The sequence below is a fragment of the Brevundimonas sp. Br13 genome (assembly GCF_055391505.1).
The window spans coordinates 2,717,649-2,737,269 of sequence record NZ_AP044008.1; the positions used below are offsets into that span (position 1 = coordinate 2,717,649).

Annotated in this window: 17 protein-coding genes; 10 read left to right on the forward strand and 7 right to left on the reverse strand. The window is 65.6% G+C overall.

Annotated features, from left to right (window positions below):
• Positions 1-2: 2 nt before the first annotated feature.
• Positions 3-821, reverse strand: a complete 819-nt coding sequence (locus ACZ5M6_RS13490; protein ID WP_464158907.1) for a hypothetical protein — start codon at positions 819-821, stop codon at positions 3-5.
• A 74-nt stretch (positions 822-895) separates the two neighbouring features.
• On the opposite strand from ACZ5M6_RS13490, the gene trmFO reads away from it, so the two are divergent.
• The gene (gene trmFO, locus ACZ5M6_RS13495; protein ID WP_054766141.1) at positions 896-2,299 is read left to right on the forward strand and encodes a methylenetetrahydrofolate--tRNA-(uracil(54)-C(5))-methyltransferase (FADH(2)-oxidizing) TrmFO; all 1,404 of its coding nucleotides are present in this window, start codon (positions 896-898) and stop codon (positions 2,297-2,299) included.
• Here the strand turns inward: trmFO and ACZ5M6_RS13500 are convergent.
• From ACZ5M6_RS13500 to ACZ5M6_RS13510, 3 genes are all read right to left on the reverse strand, one after another.
• On the reverse strand, positions 2,296-2,991 hold the full coding sequence (locus ACZ5M6_RS13500) for a VIT1/CCC1 transporter family protein (protein WP_054766142.1): 696 nt from the start codon (positions 2,989-2,991) through the stop codon (positions 2,296-2,298). The two genes, trmFO and ACZ5M6_RS13500, sit on opposite strands and share 4 nt — an antisense overlap.
• 67 nt (positions 2,992-3,058) lie before the next feature.
• Positions 3,059-3,712 (reverse strand): squalene/phytoene synthase family protein, encoded by a 654-nt coding sequence (locus ACZ5M6_RS13505; protein WP_054766143.1) that lies wholly within the window; start codon positions 3,710-3,712, stop codon positions 3,059-3,061.
• Positions 3,702-4,718 (reverse strand): polyprenyl synthetase family protein, encoded by a 1,017-nt coding sequence (locus ACZ5M6_RS13510; protein ID WP_152950621.1) that lies wholly within the window; start codon positions 4,716-4,718, stop codon positions 3,702-3,704. Before ACZ5M6_RS13510 ends, ACZ5M6_RS13505 begins: the two co-directional genes overlap by 11 nt.
• A gap of 124 nt (positions 4,719-4,842) precedes the next feature.
• On the opposite strand from ACZ5M6_RS13510, the gene ACZ5M6_RS13515 reads away from it, so the two are divergent.
• The 5 genes from ACZ5M6_RS13515 to ACZ5M6_RS13535 all read left to right on the forward strand — a co-directional run bounded on the left by ACZ5M6_RS13515 (position 4,843) and on the right by ACZ5M6_RS13535 (position 8,901).
• A complete protein-coding gene (locus tag ACZ5M6_RS13515; RefSeq protein WP_464158908.1) occupies positions 4,843-5,598 on the forward strand; it encodes a tRNA1(Val) (adenine(37)-N6)-methyltransferase in 756 nt (251 codons plus the stop codon).
• Between the two features lie 128 nt (positions 5,599-5,726).
• Positions 5,727-7,394, forward strand: a complete 1,668-nt coding sequence (gene ettA, locus ACZ5M6_RS13520; protein WP_054766145.1) for an energy-dependent translational throttle protein EttA — start codon at positions 5,727-5,729, stop codon at positions 7,392-7,394.
• Positions 7,395-7,418: 24 nt separating this feature from the next.
• Entirely contained in the window at positions 7,419-7,649 is a 231-nt protein-coding gene (locus ACZ5M6_RS13525; protein ID WP_054766146.1) for a DUF433 domain-containing protein, read from the forward strand.
• Positions 7,646-7,978 (forward strand): DUF5615 family PIN-like protein, encoded by a 333-nt coding sequence (locus tag ACZ5M6_RS13530; RefSeq protein WP_054766147.1) that lies wholly within the window; start codon positions 7,646-7,648, stop codon positions 7,976-7,978. Before ACZ5M6_RS13525 ends, ACZ5M6_RS13530 begins: the two co-directional genes overlap by 4 nt.
• Positions 7,975-8,901 carry a 2-hydroxyacid dehydrogenase gene (locus ACZ5M6_RS13535; protein ID WP_464158909.1) on the forward strand — a complete coding sequence of 309 codons (927 nt, stop codon included), beginning with the start codon at positions 7,975-7,977 and terminating at the stop codon, positions 8,899-8,901. Before ACZ5M6_RS13530 ends, ACZ5M6_RS13535 begins: the two co-directional genes overlap by 4 nt.
• Here the strand turns inward: ACZ5M6_RS13535 and ACZ5M6_RS13540 are convergent, their stop codons facing one another.
• Positions 8,902-9,306 carry an EF-hand domain-containing protein gene (locus ACZ5M6_RS13540; RefSeq protein WP_054766149.1) on the reverse strand — a complete coding sequence of 135 codons (405 nt, stop codon included), beginning with the start codon at positions 9,304-9,306 and terminating at the stop codon, positions 8,902-8,904.
• A gap of 117 nt (positions 9,307-9,423) precedes the next feature.
• On the opposite strand from ACZ5M6_RS13540, the gene ACZ5M6_RS13545 reads away from it, so the two are divergent.
• From ACZ5M6_RS13545 to metH, 4 genes are all read left to right on the forward strand, one after another.
• Entirely contained in the window at positions 9,424-10,398 is a 975-nt protein-coding gene (locus ACZ5M6_RS13545) for an ArsR/SmtB family transcription factor (RefSeq protein ID WP_054766150.1), read from the forward strand.
• On the forward strand, positions 10,395-11,351 hold the full coding sequence (gene metF, locus ACZ5M6_RS13550; protein ID WP_054766151.1) for a methylenetetrahydrofolate reductase [NAD(P)H]: 957 nt from the start codon (positions 10,395-10,397) through the stop codon (positions 11,349-11,351). The genes ACZ5M6_RS13545 and metF overlap by 4 nt, the downstream gene beginning before the upstream one ends.
• Entirely contained in the window at positions 11,351-12,457 is a 1,107-nt protein-coding gene (locus tag ACZ5M6_RS13555; RefSeq protein WP_464158910.1) for a homocysteine S-methyltransferase family protein, read from the forward strand. The genes metF and ACZ5M6_RS13555 overlap by 1 nt, the downstream gene beginning before the upstream one ends.
• 169 nt (positions 12,458-12,626) lie before the next feature.
• The gene (metH, locus tag ACZ5M6_RS13560; protein ID WP_464158911.1) at positions 12,627-15,293 is read left to right on the forward strand and encodes a methionine synthase; all 2,667 of its coding nucleotides are present in this window, start codon (positions 12,627-12,629) and stop codon (positions 15,291-15,293) included.
• Between the two features lie 43 nt (positions 15,294-15,336).
• Here metH and ACZ5M6_RS13565 read toward each other — a convergent pair whose 3' ends face one another.
• The gene (locus ACZ5M6_RS13565) at positions 15,337-15,912 is read right to left on the reverse strand and encodes a hypothetical protein (protein ID WP_054766153.1); all 576 of its coding nucleotides are present in this window, start codon (positions 15,910-15,912) and stop codon (positions 15,337-15,339) included.
• A gap of 185 nt (positions 15,913-16,097) precedes the next feature.
• Complete coding sequence (locus ACZ5M6_RS13570) at positions 16,098-19,121, reverse strand: outer membrane beta-barrel protein (protein WP_464158912.1); 3,024 nt, start codon at positions 19,119-19,121, stop codon at positions 16,098-16,100.
• Positions 19,122-19,621 lie beyond the last annotated feature (500 nt).

The window sequence follows — 19,621 nt, forward strand, 5'->3', positions numbered from 1 at the left end:
CGTCAGCCCGGATCGCGCGCGTCCGGAGCCCAATATTCCAGCCGCTGATAGGCTTCGCCCAGGAAGACGGCGGCCAAGGGCGCCTCCAGCCCCGACAGGACCAGGGCGGATGCCACGTCCCTGGCGGCGCCGGACAGCAAGCCCGCAGCGGAGAGCCCGATCAGGACCAGCTTGGGCAGGCCGACCACGATCAGCCCGCCCAGCAGGGGCCAGAAACTGCCCTGGGCGACGCCCATGCTGTTCAGCGAGACCATATGCCCGCGCCCCAGGGTGGCCGGGGCGAACAAGGACAGCCGCACGGCCATCACCAGAACCCCATAGGCCACCAGCAGGGTCACGACCGCGAGCAGCACCAGCTTCCACACCGGACCGACCGCAGCCCAGTTCCGCTGGTTGATCGCCTCAGCGTCCAGCCCCGCCATTCCGAACAGGGCCAGAAGCAGCAGGGCCGCAACCGACAGGATCATGGCCATGAAGACCGCGCACAGCAGGGCGGCGCCCAGCAACCGCAGTTCCGGCCATCCGAACTGAAGACCGGCCGGACCCAGTCCGCGTCGCCGCGCCTCATCCAGATCGACGCTGACCGCAATCCGCGTCAGGCCGCCCGCCAGGGCCAAGCCGGCGACGAGGCCGGCGATCTGGCCGACACCCCGCCCGATCATCGCCCACGAGGCTTCAACCGCATTGGCGCTCCACCCGGCGACGCTCCAAACGACGGCGCAGACCAGGATCGCGCCCCACGCGCCCCGCCAGGCCAGCGGCAGCTTTGCGAAGGCGGCCTTCAGGGTCTCGCCTAACGGCAACTGTCTGTGACGGTTCACGCGCACCCCCTCATCCCCGCCGCGACATAGCAGGGGATCATGACATCCCGCCAGACGGCCGCTAGAAGGCCGCGATGAACGCTTCCCCCACATCTCCTTCTCCTGTTCACGTCATCGGCGGCGGCCTGGCCGGCTCGGAAGCCGCCTGGCAGATCGCTCAGGCCGGCGTGCCCGTCATCCTGCACGAGATGCGAGGCGTGCCCGGCGTGAAGACCGACGCCCACCAGACGGACGGACTGGCCGAACTGGTCTGCTCCAACTCCTTCCGCTCGGACGATTGGGAGTACAATGCGGTCGGTCTGCTGCACGCCGAGATGCGGGCGCTGGACTCGGTCATCATGGCCTGCGGGGACGCCCATCAGGTGCCGGCGGGCGGCGCCCTGGCGGTGGATCGCGACGGCTTTTCCCAAGCGGTCACGGCGAAGCTGGAAGCCCACCCCCTGGTCACCGTCGTGCGTGAGGAGATCGCCGGCCTGCCGCCTGAGGATTGGGATAATGTGATCGTCGCTACCGGCCCCCTGACTTCGCCCGCCCTGGCCGAGGCGATCCTGAAGGCGACGGGCGAGGAAAGCCTCAGCTTCTTCGACGCCATCGCCCCCATCGTCCATGCCGACAGCATCGACTTCGACATCGCCTGGCGTCAGTCCCGCTATGACAAGGAAGGCCCCGGCGGAGACGCCGCCGCCTACGTCAACTGCCCGATGGACAAGCCCCAGTACGAGGCCTTCATCGACGCCCTGCTGAACGGCCCCAAGGCCGAGTTCAAGGATTGGGAGCACGTCCCCTATTTCGACGGCTGCCTGCCGATCGAGGTCATGGCCGAGCGGGGGCGCGAGACCCTGCGGCACGGGCCGATGAAGCCGGTCGGGCTGACCAATCCGCGCAATCCGACGGTCAAGCCCCACGCCATCGTCCAGCTGCGTCAGGACAATGCGCTGGGTACGTTGTTCAACATGGTCGGCTTCCAGACCAAGCTGAAGCACGGAGCTCAGGCCGAGGTCTTCCGCATGATACCGGGGCTTCAGAACGCCCAGTTCGCGCGCCTGGGCGGCCTGCACCGCAACACCTATCTGAACAGCCCCCAGCTGCTGGACAAGCAGTTGCGGCTCAAGGCCATGCCCCGCCTGCGCTTCGCCGGCCAGGTCACGGGGGTCGAAGGCTATGTCGAGAGCGCGGCCATGGGCCTGCTGACCGGCCGCCTGGCCGCCGCCCAGGCCCTGGGTCGCGACCTGTCGGCGCCCCCGCCTGAGACCGCCATGGGCGCCCTGGTCGAACACATCACCGGCGGACACCTGGAAGGCTCGAAGTTCCAGCCGATGAACATCAACTACGGCCTGCTGCCCCCGCTGGAGGCCCCCAAGGTCGATGAAGACGGCAAGCGCATCCATCCCAAGGAACGCGGCCGGGCGAAGAAGCGGTTGCAGAGCATTCGGGCGATGGAGAGCCTGAAGGCCTGGCGGGACGCGGTGACGGCTTAAACCACCGTTCCGAACAGACGTCCGATTCCGGCGGTGACCGCCATGGCGAGCACGCCCCAGAAGACGACGCGCACCACCGAGCGGGGGATGTCGGCCCCGCCCGCACGCGCGCCCATGCCGCCCAGGACCGCCAGACCGACAACGGCGCTGGCGGAGACCCAGATAAGGAGGCCGTCGGTCGGCGCGATCGCCACGGCGGCCAGGGGAAGAACCGCGCCTGCGGCGAAGGTGGCGGCGGATGTCAGGGCCGCCTGAATGGGGCGCGCGGTGGTGAAGCCGGAGATGCCCAGTTCGTCGCGCGCATGGGCGCCGAGGGAGTCGTGAGCCATCAGCTGTTCGGCCACGGCTCTGGCCGTGTCGGGCTGGACCCCACGCGCGACATAGATACCCGCCAGCTCGTCCAGCTCGGCCTCAGGCGCAGCGGCCAGTTCGGCCGCCTCTCTGGCCAGATCGGCCTTCTCCGTATCGGACTGGGAGCTGACCGAGACATATTCGCCAGCGGCCATGGACATGGCGCCGGCGACCAGTCCGGCGACGCCCGAAACCACAACCGAGCCCTTCGAGGCCTCGGCGGCGGCGACGCCGACGATCAGGCTTGCAGTGGAGACGAGGCCGTCGTTAGCCCCAAGGACAGCGGCTCTCAGCCAGCCGATACGCTCGATTAGGTGGCGTTCAGAATGGGGTCGGGCCATGGCGGCCTCCGTGTGTCTGCACCTCTAGACCAGACCCAAAAGCCCGTGGGCGCAAGCCCGATCTGGATCAAATCCGCCCGACGAAGGCGGCCAGGATCAACCGCAGCCGCCGGAAGGCCTCGGGCCGGTCACGCCCGGACAGGGCGGCGTGGGCCACGGCGGGGAAGGCGGCGACCGGCAGGGTCTTCAGGGCGGCGTTGGCGGCCTTGCGCCCGGCCCTCGCCTCGTCCGCTCGCCCGACCTGGGTCAGGCCCCAGACCCGTCCGGCCTCGATCACCTTATCCACATGGCCAGGACCGGCCAACACATGGACCGCCGTCTGCATGGGCCCCACGTAGAAGGCGTCGAGATCATGGGGCTGGCTGTGGACGCGGCCGATATGGGCCTCGATCAGGGCGTCGAAGGGGGCGCGGTCCAGGCTGTGACGGGCGACGAGATCCGTCAGGGCCTCGAGCACCGGATGGCCCTTGCGCGGGACGGCGGCGAAGACTCCATCCAGCTGTTCGGCCCACCAAGTGTAGCGCATCTCGGCCAGCAGGGGCTGGGTCACGCGCGTGGGTATGACCATCAGCTCGGCCTCGAAGGCGTAGAGGGTGATCAGATCGGCGCGGGAGCGATCATCGGCGACCAGTCGGCTGGACAGCCAGCGGTCCAGATCGGCGGCGCGAACCTGGGCGTCCAGGCCTGCCCCCCCTGCCGCAGGAGCAGGTTCAGGCGGCACGCGAAACGGCGAAATCGGCCAGGTCTTCCAGGGCCGCGCGCCAGTCGGATGCGGGCAGGACCGACAGGGCGGCCTTGGCCTGATCGGCGTAGTCGCCGGCCAGGTCCAGGGTCGCGCCGATGGCGCCGGAGCCGACGACCAGTTCACGGGCGCGGGCGAAGTCGTCGGGCGTGCGTTCGCCCTTGGTCACGGTCCGCTCCCAGAAGGCGTCCTCGCGGCCCCGGGTGCGGGCCACGGCCAGCAGCAGCGGCAGGGTGGCCTTGCCCTCGTTGAAATCGTCGCCGGCGTTCTTGCCCAGGGCCTCGGCGGTCGCGCCGTAGTCCAGGGCGTCGTCGGCCAGCTGGAAGGCGATGCCCAGGGCCATGCCGTAATCGCGCAGGGCCTTGACCGCCTCGGCCGACGCCCCGGCGCCCACGGCCCCCGCCTCGGCGGCGGCGGCGAACAGTTCGGCGGTCTTGGCCGAGATGATCTGAAGATAGGTGGCCTGGTCCAGGTTCAGGTCGTGGGCGCGGGTCAGCTGCAGCACCTCGCCTTCCGAGATCACGCGCGAGGCCTCGGCCAGAATGCCCAGAGCCCGCATCGAATCCGTTTCGACCATCAGTTCGAAGGCGCGGGCGAACAGGAAGTCGCCGACCAGGACGCTGGTCGGTGCGCCCCAGATCAGATGTGCGGCGACCTTGCCTCGACGCAGCTCCGACGCATCCACGATGTCGTCGTGCAGCAGGGTGGCGGTGTGGATGAACTCCACCGCCGCCGCCAGCTTCTTGGGCGACAGAATGTCCCCCTGCGCGCCCGTGGCCCGGGCGGCGGCGACTGTGAGCAGGGGCCGCAACCGCTTGCCCCCCGCCGAGACCAGATGTTCGGCCAGTTTTGGGATGATCGGCACATCCGACTGCATCCGGTCGATAATCAGAGCGTCCACCTCGGCCATATCGGTTCCGGCCAGCCGGACGAGGGCGTTCACATCCCCCTTCGGACGGGGAAACACGGCAGGGGCGAGGTCCAAGGGGATACTCTTTCGCAGGTCGCGCAACGTCCGCCGCGCAGCTAATTCCGACCGCGTCCGCTTGCCGGATCGCGATGGCGCGCACAATGGTGATCACCCCCCGGAGGGTCAAGGAGATTGAGGCTTGGACAGCGTTCCCGCCGCGCCGGAAGTCGTCGAGAACGCCCTGTTAGGCGGGCGGGTGCGCTTGCGACAGCCCGCGCGGGGTTATCGCGCCGGCATGGACGCCGCCCTGTTGGCCGCCGCCGTCGCGCCACGGCCGGGCGAGCGGCTGTTCGAAGCCGGCTGCGGAGCCGGCGCCGTGCTGATGCAGATCGCCGCCCGTCATGACGCTCTTTCGCTGACGGGGCTGGAGCGTGATTCGTCGTCGGCCGCCCTGGCGCGCGAGAATGCGGGGCTGAACGGTTTCGGGGATCGGATCACCGTCATCGAGGGCGACGTCGCGGCCGGTTGCCGTTCGCTGGGACTGCCGCCCTTCGACTGGGCCGTGTCCAATCCGCCCTTCTTCGACGACCCCGGCGCCCTGCGCGCGCCCGCTCCGGGCAAACAGGGCGCCTGGATGGCCGACGACGGCCTGGCGGCCTGGACCGGTCTGCTGCTGAAAGCGGTGCGCGAGGGCGGCCGGATCGTGATCATCCACCGCGCCGACCGCCTGGCCGATCTGCTGGCCCTGCTGGGAGACAAGGCCGGGTCCTTCGCCATTCGACCGATTCAGCCCTTCGCCGAGGAACCGGCCAAACGGGTGCTGGTCCGGGCGATCAAGACCGGCAAGGCGCCGTTGCGCCTCCTGCCGCCGCTGGTGCTGCACGACCGGTCTGGCGCCAAACACACGCCCGAATCCGAGGCCCTTCTGAGAGGCGAAGCCGCTCTGGACTGGTGAGAGGCCGCGTCCCGACACAGGGCGCCCGACCCGCCGATACTCGCCTTATTTGCTCTCGCGCCTCAGGATCGCTACATCCGCGGCAACCTCCCCCATTCGACGAAACCCCAAGGGCGAAATCGCACCTCATGGCGCAGCAATATATTTTCCAGATGCAGGGTCTGACCAAGACCTTCCCCGGCGGCCGCAAGATCTTCGAGAACATCTGGCTCAGCTTCTACAACGACGCCAAGATCGGCGTGGTCGGGGTCAACGGCTCGGGTAAGTCCACCCTGCTGAAGATCATGGCCGGCCTGGACACCGAGTTCTCCGGCGAGGCCCGCGCCGCCGACGGAATCAAGCGCGGCTATCTGGAGCAGGAGCCCCAGCTCGATCCCGCCCTGAATGTTCGCGAGAACGTCGAGGCCTGGTGCGAGGAGAAGCAGTGGGTCAACCGCTTCAACGCCGTCGCCGCCGAACTGGGCGAGAACTACACCGACGAGCTGATGGAGGAAATGACCAGCCTCCAGGAGAAGATCGACGCCGCCGACGTCTGGGACATCGACAGCCGCATCGAAATGGCCATGGGCGCCCTGCGCTGCCCGCCCGACGACTGGGAAGTCACCAACCTGTCCGGCGGTGAGAAGCGCCGCGTCGCCCTGGCCCGCCTGCTGCTGTCCAAGCCCGACATGCTGCTGATGGACGAACCGACCAACCACCTGGACGCCGAATCCGTCGCCTGGCTGCAGCACCACCTGGAGAACTTCCCCGGCTGCGTCATCCTGGTCACCCACGACCGCTACTTCCTGGACCAGGTCACCAAGTGGACCCTGGAGCTGGACCGCGGCAAGGGTCACCCGCACGAGGGCAACTATTCCTCCTGGCTGGAAGCCAAGCAGAAGCGCGTCGTTCAGGAACAGTCGGAATCCGAAGCCCGCCAGCGCGCCCTCACCCGCGAACTGGAATGGGTCCGTTCGGGCGCCAAGGCCCGTCAGGCCAAGTCCAAGGCCCGTCTGGCCGCCTACGAACGGATGGTCGAGGAACAGGAATCGATGCGCGGGGCCCAGACCCACGCCCATATCCAGATCCCGCCCGGCCCGCGCCTGGGCAATGTGGTGCTGGAGGTCGAGGGCCTGCAGAAGTCCTATGGCGACAAGCTGCTGTTCGACAATCTGACCTTCAAACTGCCGCCCAACGGCATCGTCGGCGTCATCGGCCCCAACGGCGCCGGCAAGTCGACCATGTTCAAGCTGATCACCGGTCAGGAAAAGCCCGACGGCGGCTCGATCCGCGTCGGGGAGACAGTGAAGCTGGCCTATGTCGACCAGTCGCGCGACGACCTGAAGCCGGACGAAACCATCTGGCAGGCCATCTCCGGCGGCACCGACGTGATGATGGTCGGCAAGCGCGAGATCAACACCCGCGCTTATGTCGGCAGCTTCAACTTCAAGGGCGGCGACCAGCAGAAGAAGGTCGGCCAGTTGTCGGGCGGTGAGCGCAACCGCGTCCACCTGGCCAAGACCCTGGCCGCCGGCGGCAATCTGATCCTGCTCGACGAACCGACCAACGACTTGGACATCGAGACGCTCCAGAACCTCGAAGAGGCCCTGGAAGAGTTCGCCGGCTGCGCCGTAGTCATCTCCCACGACCGCTGGTTCCTGGACCGTCTGGCCACCCACATTCTCGCCTTCGAAGGCGACGGCCATGTGGAATGGTTCGAGGGCAATTTCGAAGCCTACGAACAGGACAAGATGCGTCGTCTCGGCGCCGACAGCATCATTCCCAAGCGCCTGCAACACCAGAAGTTCGGGCGCTGATTGATCTGTGATAGGATGCGGGACATGAGCGACGATCTTCTGTCCCGCATCACCATTGATCCCAGCCAGTGCGGGGGCCGTCCGTGCATTCGAGGCATGCGAATTCGCGTGCAGGACGTTCTGGACATGCTGGCCGGTGGCGCGAGCCCGGAGGAAGTCCTCGCGGACTTCCCCTACCTGGAAGCTGACGACATTCGGGCCAGCCTTGCCTATGCGGCCGCAAGCATCGGCGACACCGGCGTGATCGCCGCGTGAAATTCATCGTGGACGCCCAGCTGCCTATCGCTCTTGCCGATTGGCTGAGAGCTAATGGGCACGCGGCCGACCATGTTTCCACGCTTCTGGCGGTACATGCGCGTGACCAGGACATCTGGGATTTGGCCCGAGCGGAATCGCGCGTCATCATCACCAAGGATCGGGACTTCGCCATCTGGGCGGCGGACCGCCGGCTAGGGCCTCAGATCGTCTGGCTTCGTCTTGGCAACGCGACCCGGCGTGTGCTGATCGAATGGCTTGAACCCCGATGGGCCAGGATCGAACAAGGTCTCCTCGACGGCCTCCATTTGATCGAGGTGCGCGCATGACCCAACGCCCCGCCGTCCTGATCATGCAACGGCATCTCGCCCCGCTCTCGCCGATCCTAGAGAGCGCCTATGACGTCTACCGCTTCTGGGAAGGCCCGCCCATTGAGGCCGCCCATGACATCCGCGCCCTGATCGTCGCCGGCGAGGCGCCGCTGGACAAGGGGCTGATCGAACGCCTCCCCGCCCTCGATCTGATCGCCTGTTTCACCTCGGGCTATGACGGGATCGACATCGACTGGTGCCGGCAACGCGGCCTGCCCGTCACCCATGCGCCGGGCGTCAACCACGAAGACGTGGCCGACCACGCCCTGGGCCTGATCCTGGCCGCGCGTCGGCAGATCGTCTCGGGCGACCGCCAGGTCCGGTCGGGCGGCTGGACCGCCGAGACCCGCAGCATCACCCCCTCGCTCGGCGGCCAGAAACTGGGCGTCGTCGGCCTGGGCGCCATAGGCGCGGCGGTAGCCCGGCGCGCCGAGACGTTCCGCATGGATGTGAGCTGGTGGGGCCCTCGCCTCAAGGATGCCGAATGGCCCCGGGCCGACAGCCTGTCGGCCCTGGCCGAGGCCAGCGACATCCTCGTCGTCGCCTGCAAGGCCGATGAGACCAATCGCGGCCTGATCTCTCGCGAGGTGCTTCAGGCCCTGGGGCCGGGCGGCCTGCTGGTCAATGTCGCGCGCGGCCAGTTGATCGACGAGGAAGCCCTGATCGACATGCTGAAATCCGGCGCCCTGGGTCAGGCGGCCTTGGACGTCTTCATGGAGGAGCCGACCGAGCCTTCACGCTGGGCCGATGTTCCGAACCTCGTCCTGACGCCCCACACCGCCGGCGCGACGTCCGCCGGGGTGCAGGGCATGCTGATGCTGCTGATGCAGAATCTTCAGGCGCATTTCGCGGGCCAGCCGCTGAAGACGCCGGTCGGGTGATCAGTCCGGGCGTTGCGGACGCTGGGGGCGTTCATCGGCCGTGACGACGCCGTCGCCGTTCTTGTCCATGGTCTTGAACATGGCTTCGGCGGCGGCCTCCATCTCAGCCTTGGTGATGAGTCCGTTCCCATCCGCATCGGCGCGGCTCAGCATCCGACCGCCCGGCGAGGCGGACAGCTCCGAGGCGTTGATCGCGCCGTCATGGTTGCCGTCGATACGGTCGAACATGGCGCCCATCCTCGCCTTCATGTCAGCGAGGGTCTCGCGCTCCGGCGGACGCATCCCGCCCATCGGCGGCGGGCCGGACATCTGCCCCCCGCCCATCGGCGGCTCAGGAAAATCGCTCTGCGCCAGGGCCGGTCCGGCGACGAGGAGGGCGAAGGTTGAGATCAGAAGACTGCGCATGGAACCACTCCAAAGGGATTGCATCTCCTTCAACGGCGAAAGGAAGCCTTACCGTCGCGGCCTTTGCGAGCAGGTTTTTGCTTGCCAAATCATATAAAGATATCTTTATATGATCATATGAGCTTGAACGCCGATCAGACTGTCGAAGCGCTTCGCGCCGCCGGCGAACCCACCCGCCTGCGCATCCTGTCTCTGCTGGCCAGTGAAGAGCTGTCGGTCATGGAGATGTCGCGCATTCTGGACCAAAGCCAGCCCCGCGTCTCGCGTCACCTGAAGCTGATGACCGATTCCGGGCTGATCGAGCGGTTTCCCGACGGCGCCCGCGTCTATTACCGCCTGTCGCACGATCCCCATGCGCGGCGGCTGATCGACACCGTACTGGACATTCTGGCCGACGACGCCGGAGAGGCCGACCATCGGCGACTGAGCGAGGTGCAGAAGGACCGACAGCAGGCGGCCGAAAGCTATTTCGAACAGATTGCGCCGCAATGGGACCGACTGCGCTCCCTCTATGTCAGCGAAAGCGCCGTGGAAGCCGCACTGGAAAGGGCGGTGGGGCCCGGTCCGTTCAAGCGCGTCGTCGACCTGGGCACCGGCTCGGGACGTATGCTGACCCTGTTCGGCAAGAAGGCCAAGATGTCGGTCGGGCTGGATCTGAGCCAGAACATGCTCAACATCGCCCGCGCCAATGTCTCCAAGGCCGGGCTGAGCAAGGTCGAACTGCGTCACGGCGACATCTTCGCCACCCGTCTGCCCGCCGGCAGCGCCGATCTGGTGATCGTGCATCAGGTCTTGCACTATCTTGCCGACCCTTCCGCCGCCGTGGCCGAGGCGGCGCGTCTGGTCTGCCCGGGCGGGCGGCTGGTCATCGTCGATTTCGCCCCGCACGACTTCGAACATATGCGCGAGGCCCATCAGCACCGCCGCCTGGGCTTCGCAGACGCAGAAATCACCGGCTGGCTGGTCGACAACGGCCTGGCTCCCTCTGCGCCCATCGCCCTGCCCCCCGATAACGAAGGGCTGACTGTAACGATCTGGACGGCCGAACGCCGGGCGGCGCCGGCCGCCGCCCAAGGCAGAAAGAGCGCATGATGACCGGTTCCTCCACCAATCTGGCGGAAGCGCGGGCCTTGCTGCTCTCGCCGCTGGGGCCGGTCGCGCGCGCCGGATCGAACCGCGAAACGGTGCGGGTTTCCTTTGAGTTCTTTCCGCCCAAGACCGACGAGGCCGAGGTCAATCTGTGGAAGGCGATCCGCCGGCTTGAGCCGCTGAACCCCGCCTTCGTCTCCGTCACCTATGGAGCGGGTGGTTCGACGCGGGAACGCACCCACCGGACCGTGCAAAGGATCATCGCCGAGACGGCTTTACGTCCCGCCGCCCACCTGACCTGCGTCGACGCCAGTCGGGATGAGGTGGACGAGGTGATCGCCGGCTACAAGACCATCGGCGTCGATCATATCGTCGCCCTGCGTGGCGATCCCCCCGGCGGCGGCGGCATCGGCGGCGTCTATCAGCCCCGCGCCGACGGCTACGCCAACGCCACCGAACTGACGGCCGCCATCAGCCGCATCGGCGGCTTCGACGTCACGGTCGGCGCCTATCCCGAGAAACATCCTGAGAGCCCGTCCATCGATCACGACATCGAGGTGCTCAAGGCCAAGGTGGACGCCGGCGCGACCCGCGCCGTCAGCCAGTTCTTCTTCGACATCGACGCCTTCCTGCGTTTCCGCGACCGGGTGCGGGCGGCGGGGGTGACCATTCCCCTGATCCCCGGCGTCATGCCCGTGTCCAACTTCGCCGGCCTGGTCCGTATGTGCGGCGCTTGCGGCGCGGGTATCCCCGACTGGCTGAAAGCTCATTTCGACGGGCTGGACGACGACCCGGAGACCCGCAAACTGCTGGCCGCCTCCATCGCCGCCGAGACCTGCGCCCGTCTGCAGGAAGAAGGTTTCTCCGACTTCCACTTCTACACCCTGAACCGCGCCGATCTGGTCTATGCGATCTGCCGCGTGCTGGGCGTGCGTGAAACAAAGGCTGTGGCGTAATGACCTCTCCCCTCACCCGCCCCCTGACTCGGGCAGAACGGATCGCCGCCCTGCATGCGGCGGCCAAGGAACGCATTCTGGTCCTCGACGGCAGTTGGGGCGTGATGATCCAGCGTAGGGGCCTGTCCGAAGCCGACTTCCGCGCCGACCGCTTCGTCGCCGCCAACGGCTATGACGAAACGCACCAGATGAAGGGGAACAACGACATCCTCTGCATCACCCGCCCCGACATCATCTCGGACCTGCACGACCAGTATTACGCCGCCGGCGCCGACATCTCCGAGACCAACACCTTCTCCGGCACCACCATCGCCCAGGAGGACTACGCCCTGGACGCCCAGGCGGTGTGGGACATCAATCTGAAAGGCGCCAAACTGGCCCGCGCCGCCGCCGACCGCTGGACGGAGAAGGAGCCGCACAAGCCGCGCTTCGCCGCCGGCTCCATCGGCCCGCTGAACAAGATGCTGTCCATGTCGTCCGACGTGAACGACCCCGGCGCCCGCAGCGTGACCTTCGATCAGGTCTATGAGGCCTATCGCCATCAGGTGAAGGCGCTGAACGAGGGCGGCGTCGACCTCTATCTGATCGAGACCATCACCGACACGCTGAACTGCAAGGCCGCGATCAAGGCGATCAAGGATTTGGAAGACGATGGGCTAGACGCCCTGCCCATCTGGATTTCGGGCACCATCACCGACCGGTCGGGCCGCACCCTGTCGGGCCAGACGGCCGAGGCCTTCTGGAACAGCGTGCGCCACGCCAAGCCCTTCGCCGTGGGCTTCAACTGCGCCCTGGGCGCCGACCTGATGCGGCCCTTCATCGCCGAACTGAGCCGCGTCGCCGACACCCTGGTCGCGGCCTATCCCAACGCCGGCCTGCCCAACGCCATGGGCCAGTACGACGAGGAGCCGCACGAGACCGCCCACTTCATCGAAGAATGGGCGGCGTCGGGCCTGGTCAATATCGTCGGCGGCTGCTGCGGCACCACGCCGGATCACATCAAGCATGTCGCAGAAGAGGTCGCGCCGCTGAAACCGCGCGCGATCCCGGAGCGGCCGGTGGCCTTGCGGCTCTCGGGGCTGGAACCGTTCGAGATGGTGGCGTGATGGCGACGCCTTCTTTCCTTCTCTCATTGGGAGAAGGTGGCCCGCAGGGCCGGATGAGGGTTCGCCGGTGGGCCAACTCGCACCGCCTATCCCTCGCCCTTTCGCGCCAGAACGACGGCTTCGCCGCCGTGCGCTCAAGCCCTCTCCCAATGGGAGAGGGAGGACAGTCATGAGACCCACCTTCATCAACGTCGGCGAACGAACCAACGTCACCGGCTCGGCCAAATTCCGCAAGCTGATCGTCGAGGGCGACTACTCGGCCGCGCTCGACGTCGCCCGGCAACAGGTCGAGGCCGGCGCCCAGATCATCGACATCAATATGGACGAGGGCCTGCTGGACGGCGCCGTCGCCATGCGGACCTTCCTCAACCTGATCGCGGCCGAGCCCGACATCGCCCGTGTGCCGGTGATGATCGACAGCTCCAAATGGGAGGTGATCGAGGCGGGCCTGAAATGCGTCCAGGGCAAGCCCATCGTCAACTCGATCAGCATGAAGGCGGGCGAGGCTGAGTTCCGCGAACAGGCCGTCAAATGCCTGCGCTACGGCGCCGCCGTCGTGGTCATGGCCTTCGATGAGGTGGGACAGGCCGACACCGCCGCCCGCAAGATCGAGATCTGCACCCGCGCCTATAATATCTTGGTCAACGAGGTCGGCTTCCCGCCCGAGGACATCATCTTCGATCCCAATATCTTCGCCGTGGCGACGGGGATCGAGGAGCACGACAACTACGCCGTCGACTTCATCGAGGCGGTCAAGGTCATCAAGGCCACCCTGCCCTACGCCCGCATCTCGGGCGGTGTGTCGAACGTCTCGTTCAGCTTCCGCGGCAATGAGCCGGTGCGCCGGGCGATCCACAGCGTCCTTCTGTACCACGCCATCAACGCCGGCATGGACATGGGCATCGTCAACGCCGGCGACCTGCCCGTCTATGACGACATCGACCCCGAGCTGCGAGAGGCGGTCGAGGACGTCATTCTGAATCGACCGCAGCGGACCAATGTCTCGAACACCGAGCGATTGGTCGACATGGCGCCCCGCTACAAGGGCGAAAAGGGTCAGGCTCGCGTCGTCGATCTCAGCTGGCGCGAACAGCCGGTCGGCAAGCGGATCGAGCACGCCCTGGTCCACGGCATCACCGAGTTCATCGAGGCCGACACCGAGGAGGCGCGTCTCGCCGCCGAACGGCCGCTGCACGTCATCGAAGGTCCGCTGATGGACGGGATGAATGTGGTCGGGGACCTGTTCGGCTCGGGCAAGATGTTCCTGCCGCAGGTGGTGAAATCCGCCCGGGTGATGAAACAGGCCGTGGCCTGGCTCGAGCCCTATATGGAAGCTGAAAAGGCCGGCAAACCGCGCGAACAGGCCGGCCGCATCCTGATGGCCACGGTCAAGGGCGACGTCCACGACATCGGCAAAAACATCGTCGGCGTCGTGCTCCAGTGCAATAATTACGAGGTCATCGACCTGGGCGTCATGGTCCCGGCCGACCGGATCCTGGACGAGGCCAAGGCCCATAACGTCGACATCATCGGCCTGTCCGGCCTGATCACCCCGTCGCTGGACGAGATGGTCTTCGTCGCCGCTGAGATGGAGCGGCGCGGTTTCGATATTCCTCTGCTGATCGGCGGCGCCACCACCAGCCGCACCCATACGGCGGTCAAGATCGAGCCGGCCTATCGCCGGGGCTCGACAACCTATGTCGTCGACGCCTCGCGCGCCGTCAGCGTGGTCTCAGGCCTGCTGTCGCCCACCGAAAGGGCCAGGAACGAAGCCGCCACCCGCGACGAATACATCCGCATTCGGGAACAGTACGCCCGGGGCCAGGAGGTCAAGGCCCGCGCCAGCCTGGATCAGGCGCGCGAGAACCGCTTCAAGCTCGACCCCGATCAGCCCCGCCCCGGCAAGCCCGGCTTCATCGGCGTGCGGGCCTTCGAGTCCTGGGATCTTCAGGACCTCGCCGACCACATCGACTGGACCCCATTCTTCGCCAGTTGGGAGCTGATCGGCCGCTATCCGCTGATCCTTGACGACGAGATCGTCGGCCAGGCCGCCCGGGATCTGTTCGCCGACGCGCAAGCCATGCTGAAGCGAATCATCGACGAGAAGTGGTTTACCGCCAAGGGCGTGGTCGGCTTCTGGCCCGCCCGCGCCGCCGGCGACGACATCATCGTCTTCGCCGACGAGACGCGCGACGCCGAGATCGCCCGCTTCCACACGCTGCGTCAGCAGATCAAGAAGTCGAACGGCAAACCGAACCTGGCTCTGTCCGACTTCATCGCCGACGACGACCAGGACTATATCGGCGCCTTCGCCGTCACCGCCGGCCACGGCGAGCTGGAGATCGCCAAACGCTTCAAGGACGCGGGCGACGACTATTCCGCCATCCTCGCCACCGCCCTGGCCGACCGCATGGCCGAGGCCTTCGCCGAACGGCTGCACAAGGAAGTCCGCACCCAGCTGTGGGGTTACGCTGCCGACGAGGCGACCAGCGTCGACGATCTGATCGCCGAACAATACCAGGGCATCCGCCCGGCGCCCGGTTACCCGGCCCAGCCCGACCATACGGAAAAGGCCACCCTGTTCCGCCTGCTTCAGGCCGAGCAAAACGCCGGAATGGCCCTGACGGAGAGCTTCGCCATGAGGCCCCCCGCCTCGGTCTCGGGCCTCTATTTCGGCCATCCCGGCAGCCACTATTTCGGCGTCGGCAAGATCGACCTGGACCAGGTCGAGGACTACGCCCGTCGCAAGGGCTGGGACGTCGCCACCTGCGAACGCTGGCTGGCCCCCATCCTCAACTACGATCCCTACGTCGCCAAACGGGAAACGGCGGCCTGAGCCGGACCCAAGCCGCCGTCGCTGATCTTCGAGATTCTGCCGCTTAGTTTGCGGGCGCCGGCGCCTCAAGCCCCACTTCGGCCGGGGTCGCCGGCGGATTGGTGATGTTGTTCCGGATGCGCCGCGCCGCATGTTCGCACCGGCCCGGCAGGCCGTAGAACAGGCCGAACGACTGGCTCCGCGCCGCCTCGTCCTCGCTCGCCAGAAGCGGCGCCCACTGGGCCTTGGCCGCAGCCGCCGCCTGTTGCGCAGCCGCCTTGGTCGCCGCCGTCTGCCTCGGCTCCGCCGCCGCCAGGGCGCTGCGGAAATCCTGGGCCTCCAGACGCCCCAGCCGCACCAGCTCCGTATCCTCCGGCGAGCGGTTGGTCAGGCTGTCGCCCAGATCCGCGTGCCCCGTCACCAGGGCGTCGCACCAAGCCACCAGCGGATAATCCTGTGTCGGCGCCCCGCGCGGCAGCGTGTGCGAATAGGCGATCGCCTCACGGACCTTCAAGGCCTCCGCCGTCTCGGCGGTGCGATTGCCCGTGACGATCGGCCCGTCCTGGGACTGGGCGAAGGCGGCGGCGGCGGCGGAAAGCGAAAGGGTCGCGGCGAGCGCGGCGGCGGAAAACTTCAGCATTGCAATCCTAGACGAGAGGGCGCCCCAGCGCCCAGCCAAGCTGTAACGCTCCACCGCCAAGATGGCGCCAGTGCGGCGCTCAAAAAGAAAGGGCGGCGGACCGAAGTCCGCCGCCCAGTGCTTCTTCCGCTATGACTTGGCCTTGAGGATGACGGCGGAGCCGCCGACATCCTGAGGTTCTCGTCTTAGAAGGAGTAGCGCACCCCCAGATAGGCGCGGCGAGGCGCAACCCAAGCATTCGCTTCCTGGTAGTCGAAGTCAGCGTTACCAGCCACGTCAGTGAATTCCGACGTCGCGGACTGCTGATCCAAGATGTTGAAGATGTCCGCAAACAGCTCGACCTTACCGAACGACAGGTCGAGCGTGTAGGTCGCCCGAACATCGAAGGTGAAGTACGACGGGCCCGTCTCCGAGCCGGTGAAGCCGGGCGAAAGCCAAGTCGAGGTCGTGCCGCCGAAGTTGTAAGCGGGATCGCGCGGTCCCGCCACATATCCATACAGATACGAGATGGGGGTGTAGATTACACCGCTGTTCCAGTTGAAGACGCCAGCCACTTCGAGGCCGAAGTCGAACTCGTAACCGCCGTAAGCCTTGAACTGATGCTTGATGTTCCCAGGCAGATCACCCCAGGCGTTCGGAGCGCGGGGATCCAGGTAGATGAAGTCACCCTGCACGCCTGCATTGCCGTCCGAGCTCGAGTTACCCTTGGCGTCGTTGAAGGTGTAGGACAGCTGTCCGAACCAGTTTTCGGTACGGTACTTCGTCAGCGCCACTTCGATGCCGCGATAGTCACGCTTGCCGCCGGCGAGGGTGCCCAACACATAGTTGATCCGACCCGCTTGGACGTCAGCAATCTGAGCGGCGCTCAAACCGAAGTAGTTGTAGTCCAGGAAGAAGGGCCCACCGGGAACCGCGTTGCCGTCCAGACCCGTATTGGTCGGGTCCGAATAGACGTGCAGATCGTAGTCTTCGAAGATGTTACGGGTGTTCCGCTGGGTGGCGACCACCGACAGACCGATGTCACGTCCAAAGGTGGTCGAATAGCCGATCAGGAATTCATCCGTGTAGGGCGTCTTGGTGCTGGGCGAGAAGATGGAGTCGAGCACAGCAGCGCCACCGCGGGTACGATAAGTCACCCAGTTGCCGCCAATGTTGATCTGCTCTTCATCGACTGCCCCTGACAGGCTGCCGGCGAAGGCGGTCATGTCGTTACGTACGGGATCGTAATAGCGACCGCCGAAGGCCCAGACCTTGGTGCGGCCGTCCCCGAACAAATCATAGACGACGCTGACACGCGGCGCGAGTTCCCATTCAAACGTAAACAGTTCGCTTCCGTTCGAATCGGTGTGGGTCCACTCCTCGGCTCGCACGCCGGCGTTCACCGTCAGTTGTCCCTTGGTCCAGCTATCCTGGATGTAGAAGGCCTTGCCTTCGGAACCCACATTGTTGATGCCGTTCTGTGTCCGCAGCGAGCGATACGAGTTGATCTGGCCGCCCGGGTTTCCTGCCGTATCGGAGAAGCTGATGGCGTCGATCTCACCCAGCGACAGGGATCCGTCACGGTTGGTGTCAACGATCGCATAAAGCGCGGCCCGGTTCGAGGCTGCGTTGATGCCATCGATGATACGACTACGGTCATCGGCGGAGAAGACAGCGCTCGTAAAGCCCGTGCCCGCCAGTTGAGCAAAGGTCGTGCCCGGGTAACGGCTCGACAGCGAGGTATAGGTCGCGCCTCCGTTCACCGTACCCTCGACGATGTTTTCGTTCTTGGTCGATGTGTAACCCGCCTTGAACGTATGGCTGCCGAAGGACGTGTCCAGGAAGTACTCGGCGCTGACGCCCCATTCATCCCGATTGCGGTTACGAAGCGTATTCCCGCCCGAACCACCAATGTTCTGCTCTTCGTAGGTATAAGTCGCCCCACGAGCAAACACGACGTTATTACGCGTGGAGCTGTCGGCGGCGATCGTGTTGAGCTCAGACTCGTGGTTGAAGTAGTAAGCGTTCAGCGTCAGATCGCCCCAGGTCTTGGTGTAATCGATCTTGTAACGCTCGCCACCCTGGTCCGTCGCCGAGTCACGATAGTTGCGAACAGATGCCGAGGAGCTGCCGCTGATTTCCGTCGGATCGCTCAGGTAGGTCGCGGTCAACCGGTCATTGTCGGTAATCTGCCAAGTCAACTTCGCGAAGCCGTACTCAGCGTCGCGTTCGACCGTCCGCTGAACCGCGCCGGTGGTTCTGTTCAGAACGTCGTCTTCGCGATGCGTGCGCTGATAAGAACCGAAGAACCACAGCCTATCACGAAGAATGGGTCCGCCGAGCGTCACTGCCGTGTCGTAGGTGGAGAATCCAGCCGACTCATTATGTTTGTCTTCCTGAACGAGACTGTCATTCTGGAAGTAGTAGTTGACAGAACCGTGGAACTCATTTGACCCGGACTTTGTCACCACTTGTGAGATGAGACCCGAACCACCTTCGTACTCAGCAGGTGCACCGCCAGTAATGACCTTCTGCTCCTGAATGATTTCGTTGTTCAGGTTGGCACCAAAGGTGCCGGTGACGGGGTCGGTGACATTTACGCCATCAATGTAGTAGACGTTGTCCGAAGACGAACCCACCACACCAGTGACTGACGAGTTAATGCCCGACTTTGAAGACGGGTTCGAGCCAGGCTTCACGCCAGGAACGAGTTGCAGATAGCTTTGATAGCTCCGGCCCGTAGGCAGGGATTCCACAGTGTCCAGCGTCAAAACAGTCTGAACCGTGGCGGAAGTCACATCGACAGCGGCGAAAGAGGTGCCGGTCACGATGATGTCGTCCACGGTCGACGCACCACCGATGCTGAACGTCTGCGACAGGTCACTGTTCGACGTCACCGCAATGCCGGTCGCCGTAAAGGTTTCATAGTTGGGCGCCGAGATCGAGACCGTGTAGTTGGCGGCCGGGTCAAGGCCCGACAAGCGCACAAAACCCGCACTATCCGTCACGCCAGTACGAGACACAAGCGAGAGCGGCGAACTGACAGTGACCGTTGCGCCGGCCAGGGGCGCGCCGTCAGGGCCATTGACGGTCACGCGAAGGCCGCCCGTCGTGCTTTGAGCCAAAGCAGCCGTTGGCGTCAGGACAGGCGCTGCCACGATCATGGCGAACGCCACGCCGCCCATCATGGTCGTAGCGAGCATCCGCTGCCGAATGGATCGGTTTTTCAAAATCATCCTCCTGAAACGATCGGGCGACGCTAAAATGCCGCCTAAACTCTACGTCCCCATGCACGTAGATCGGAGGAGAGCTTAATCCGCCACATAGGGCGCGCTACGTCTATTACAGGCCCGTAACCCTTTAGTCGTCCACCTGTCGCAATATGGCCACAGAAAGGCGAGGAAGGCCACAATACGTCGTTATTGCGGCGAAATCCACCAATTCATCAATCTGAGCCCGCAAGAACGCGACACTTTGAGATTTGTCGTCTGCTGCGTCATCGAATGCGCAATATTTCCCCCACAGCCCTCTAGGTGGTCCCTAGGAGCATTCCGCTCAAATCACCGCTCCACCGCCACCCTCGACGCATAAGGCGCCGGCTCGGGCGTGCACGACGCTGTGACGAGTTGCGCCGCCATGAGACACAGCAGCGCCGCCGCGATAGGCTGGAGCCGATTTGAGACAGCGAAGGCGATCGAACGAGCCATGACGGGCGCTCCGGCGAAGGTTA

What these genes read in the sequence shown, in the direction of transcription:
- ACZ5M6_RS13555 (WP_464158910.1), top strand. Translation starts at nt 11,351, where the DNA reads ATGACCTCTCCCCTCACCCGCCCCCTGACTCGGGCAGAACGGATCGCC.
- trmFO (WP_054766141.1), top strand. Translation starts at nt 896, where the DNA reads ATGAACGCTTCCCCCACATCTCCTTCTCCTGTTCACGTCATCGGCGGC.
- ACZ5M6_RS13545 (WP_054766150.1), top strand. Translation starts at nt 9,424, where the DNA reads ATGAGCTTGAACGCCGATCAGACTGTCGAAGCGCTTCGCGCCGCCGGC.
- ACZ5M6_RS13535 (WP_464158909.1), top strand. Translation starts at nt 7,975, where the DNA reads ATGACCCAACGCCCCGCCGTCCTGATCATGCAACGGCATCTCGCCCCG.
- metH (WP_464158911.1), top strand. Translation starts at nt 12,627, where the DNA reads ATGAGACCCACCTTCATCAACGTCGGCGAACGAACCAACGTCACCGGC.
- metF (WP_054766151.1), top strand. Translation starts at nt 10,395, where the DNA reads ATGATGACCGGTTCCTCCACCAATCTGGCGGAAGCGCGGGCCTTGCTG.
- ettA (WP_054766145.1), top strand. Translation starts at nt 5,727, where the DNA reads ATGGCGCAGCAATATATTTTCCAGATGCAGGGTCTGACCAAGACCTTC.
- ACZ5M6_RS13540 (WP_054766149.1), bottom strand. Translation starts at nt 9,306, where the DNA reads ATGCGCAGTCTTCTGATCTCAACCTTCGCCCTCCTCGTCGCCGGACCG.
- ACZ5M6_RS13525 (WP_054766146.1), top strand. Translation starts at nt 7,419, where the DNA reads ATGAGCGACGATCTTCTGTCCCGCATCACCATTGATCCCAGCCAGTGC.
- ACZ5M6_RS13565 (WP_054766153.1), bottom strand. Translation starts at nt 15,912, where the DNA reads ATGCTGAAGTTTTCCGCCGCCGCGCTCGCCGCGACCCTTTCGCTTTCC.
- ACZ5M6_RS13500 (WP_054766142.1), bottom strand. Translation starts at nt 2,991, where the DNA reads ATGGCCCGACCCCATTCTGAACGCCACCTAATCGAGCGTATCGGCTGG.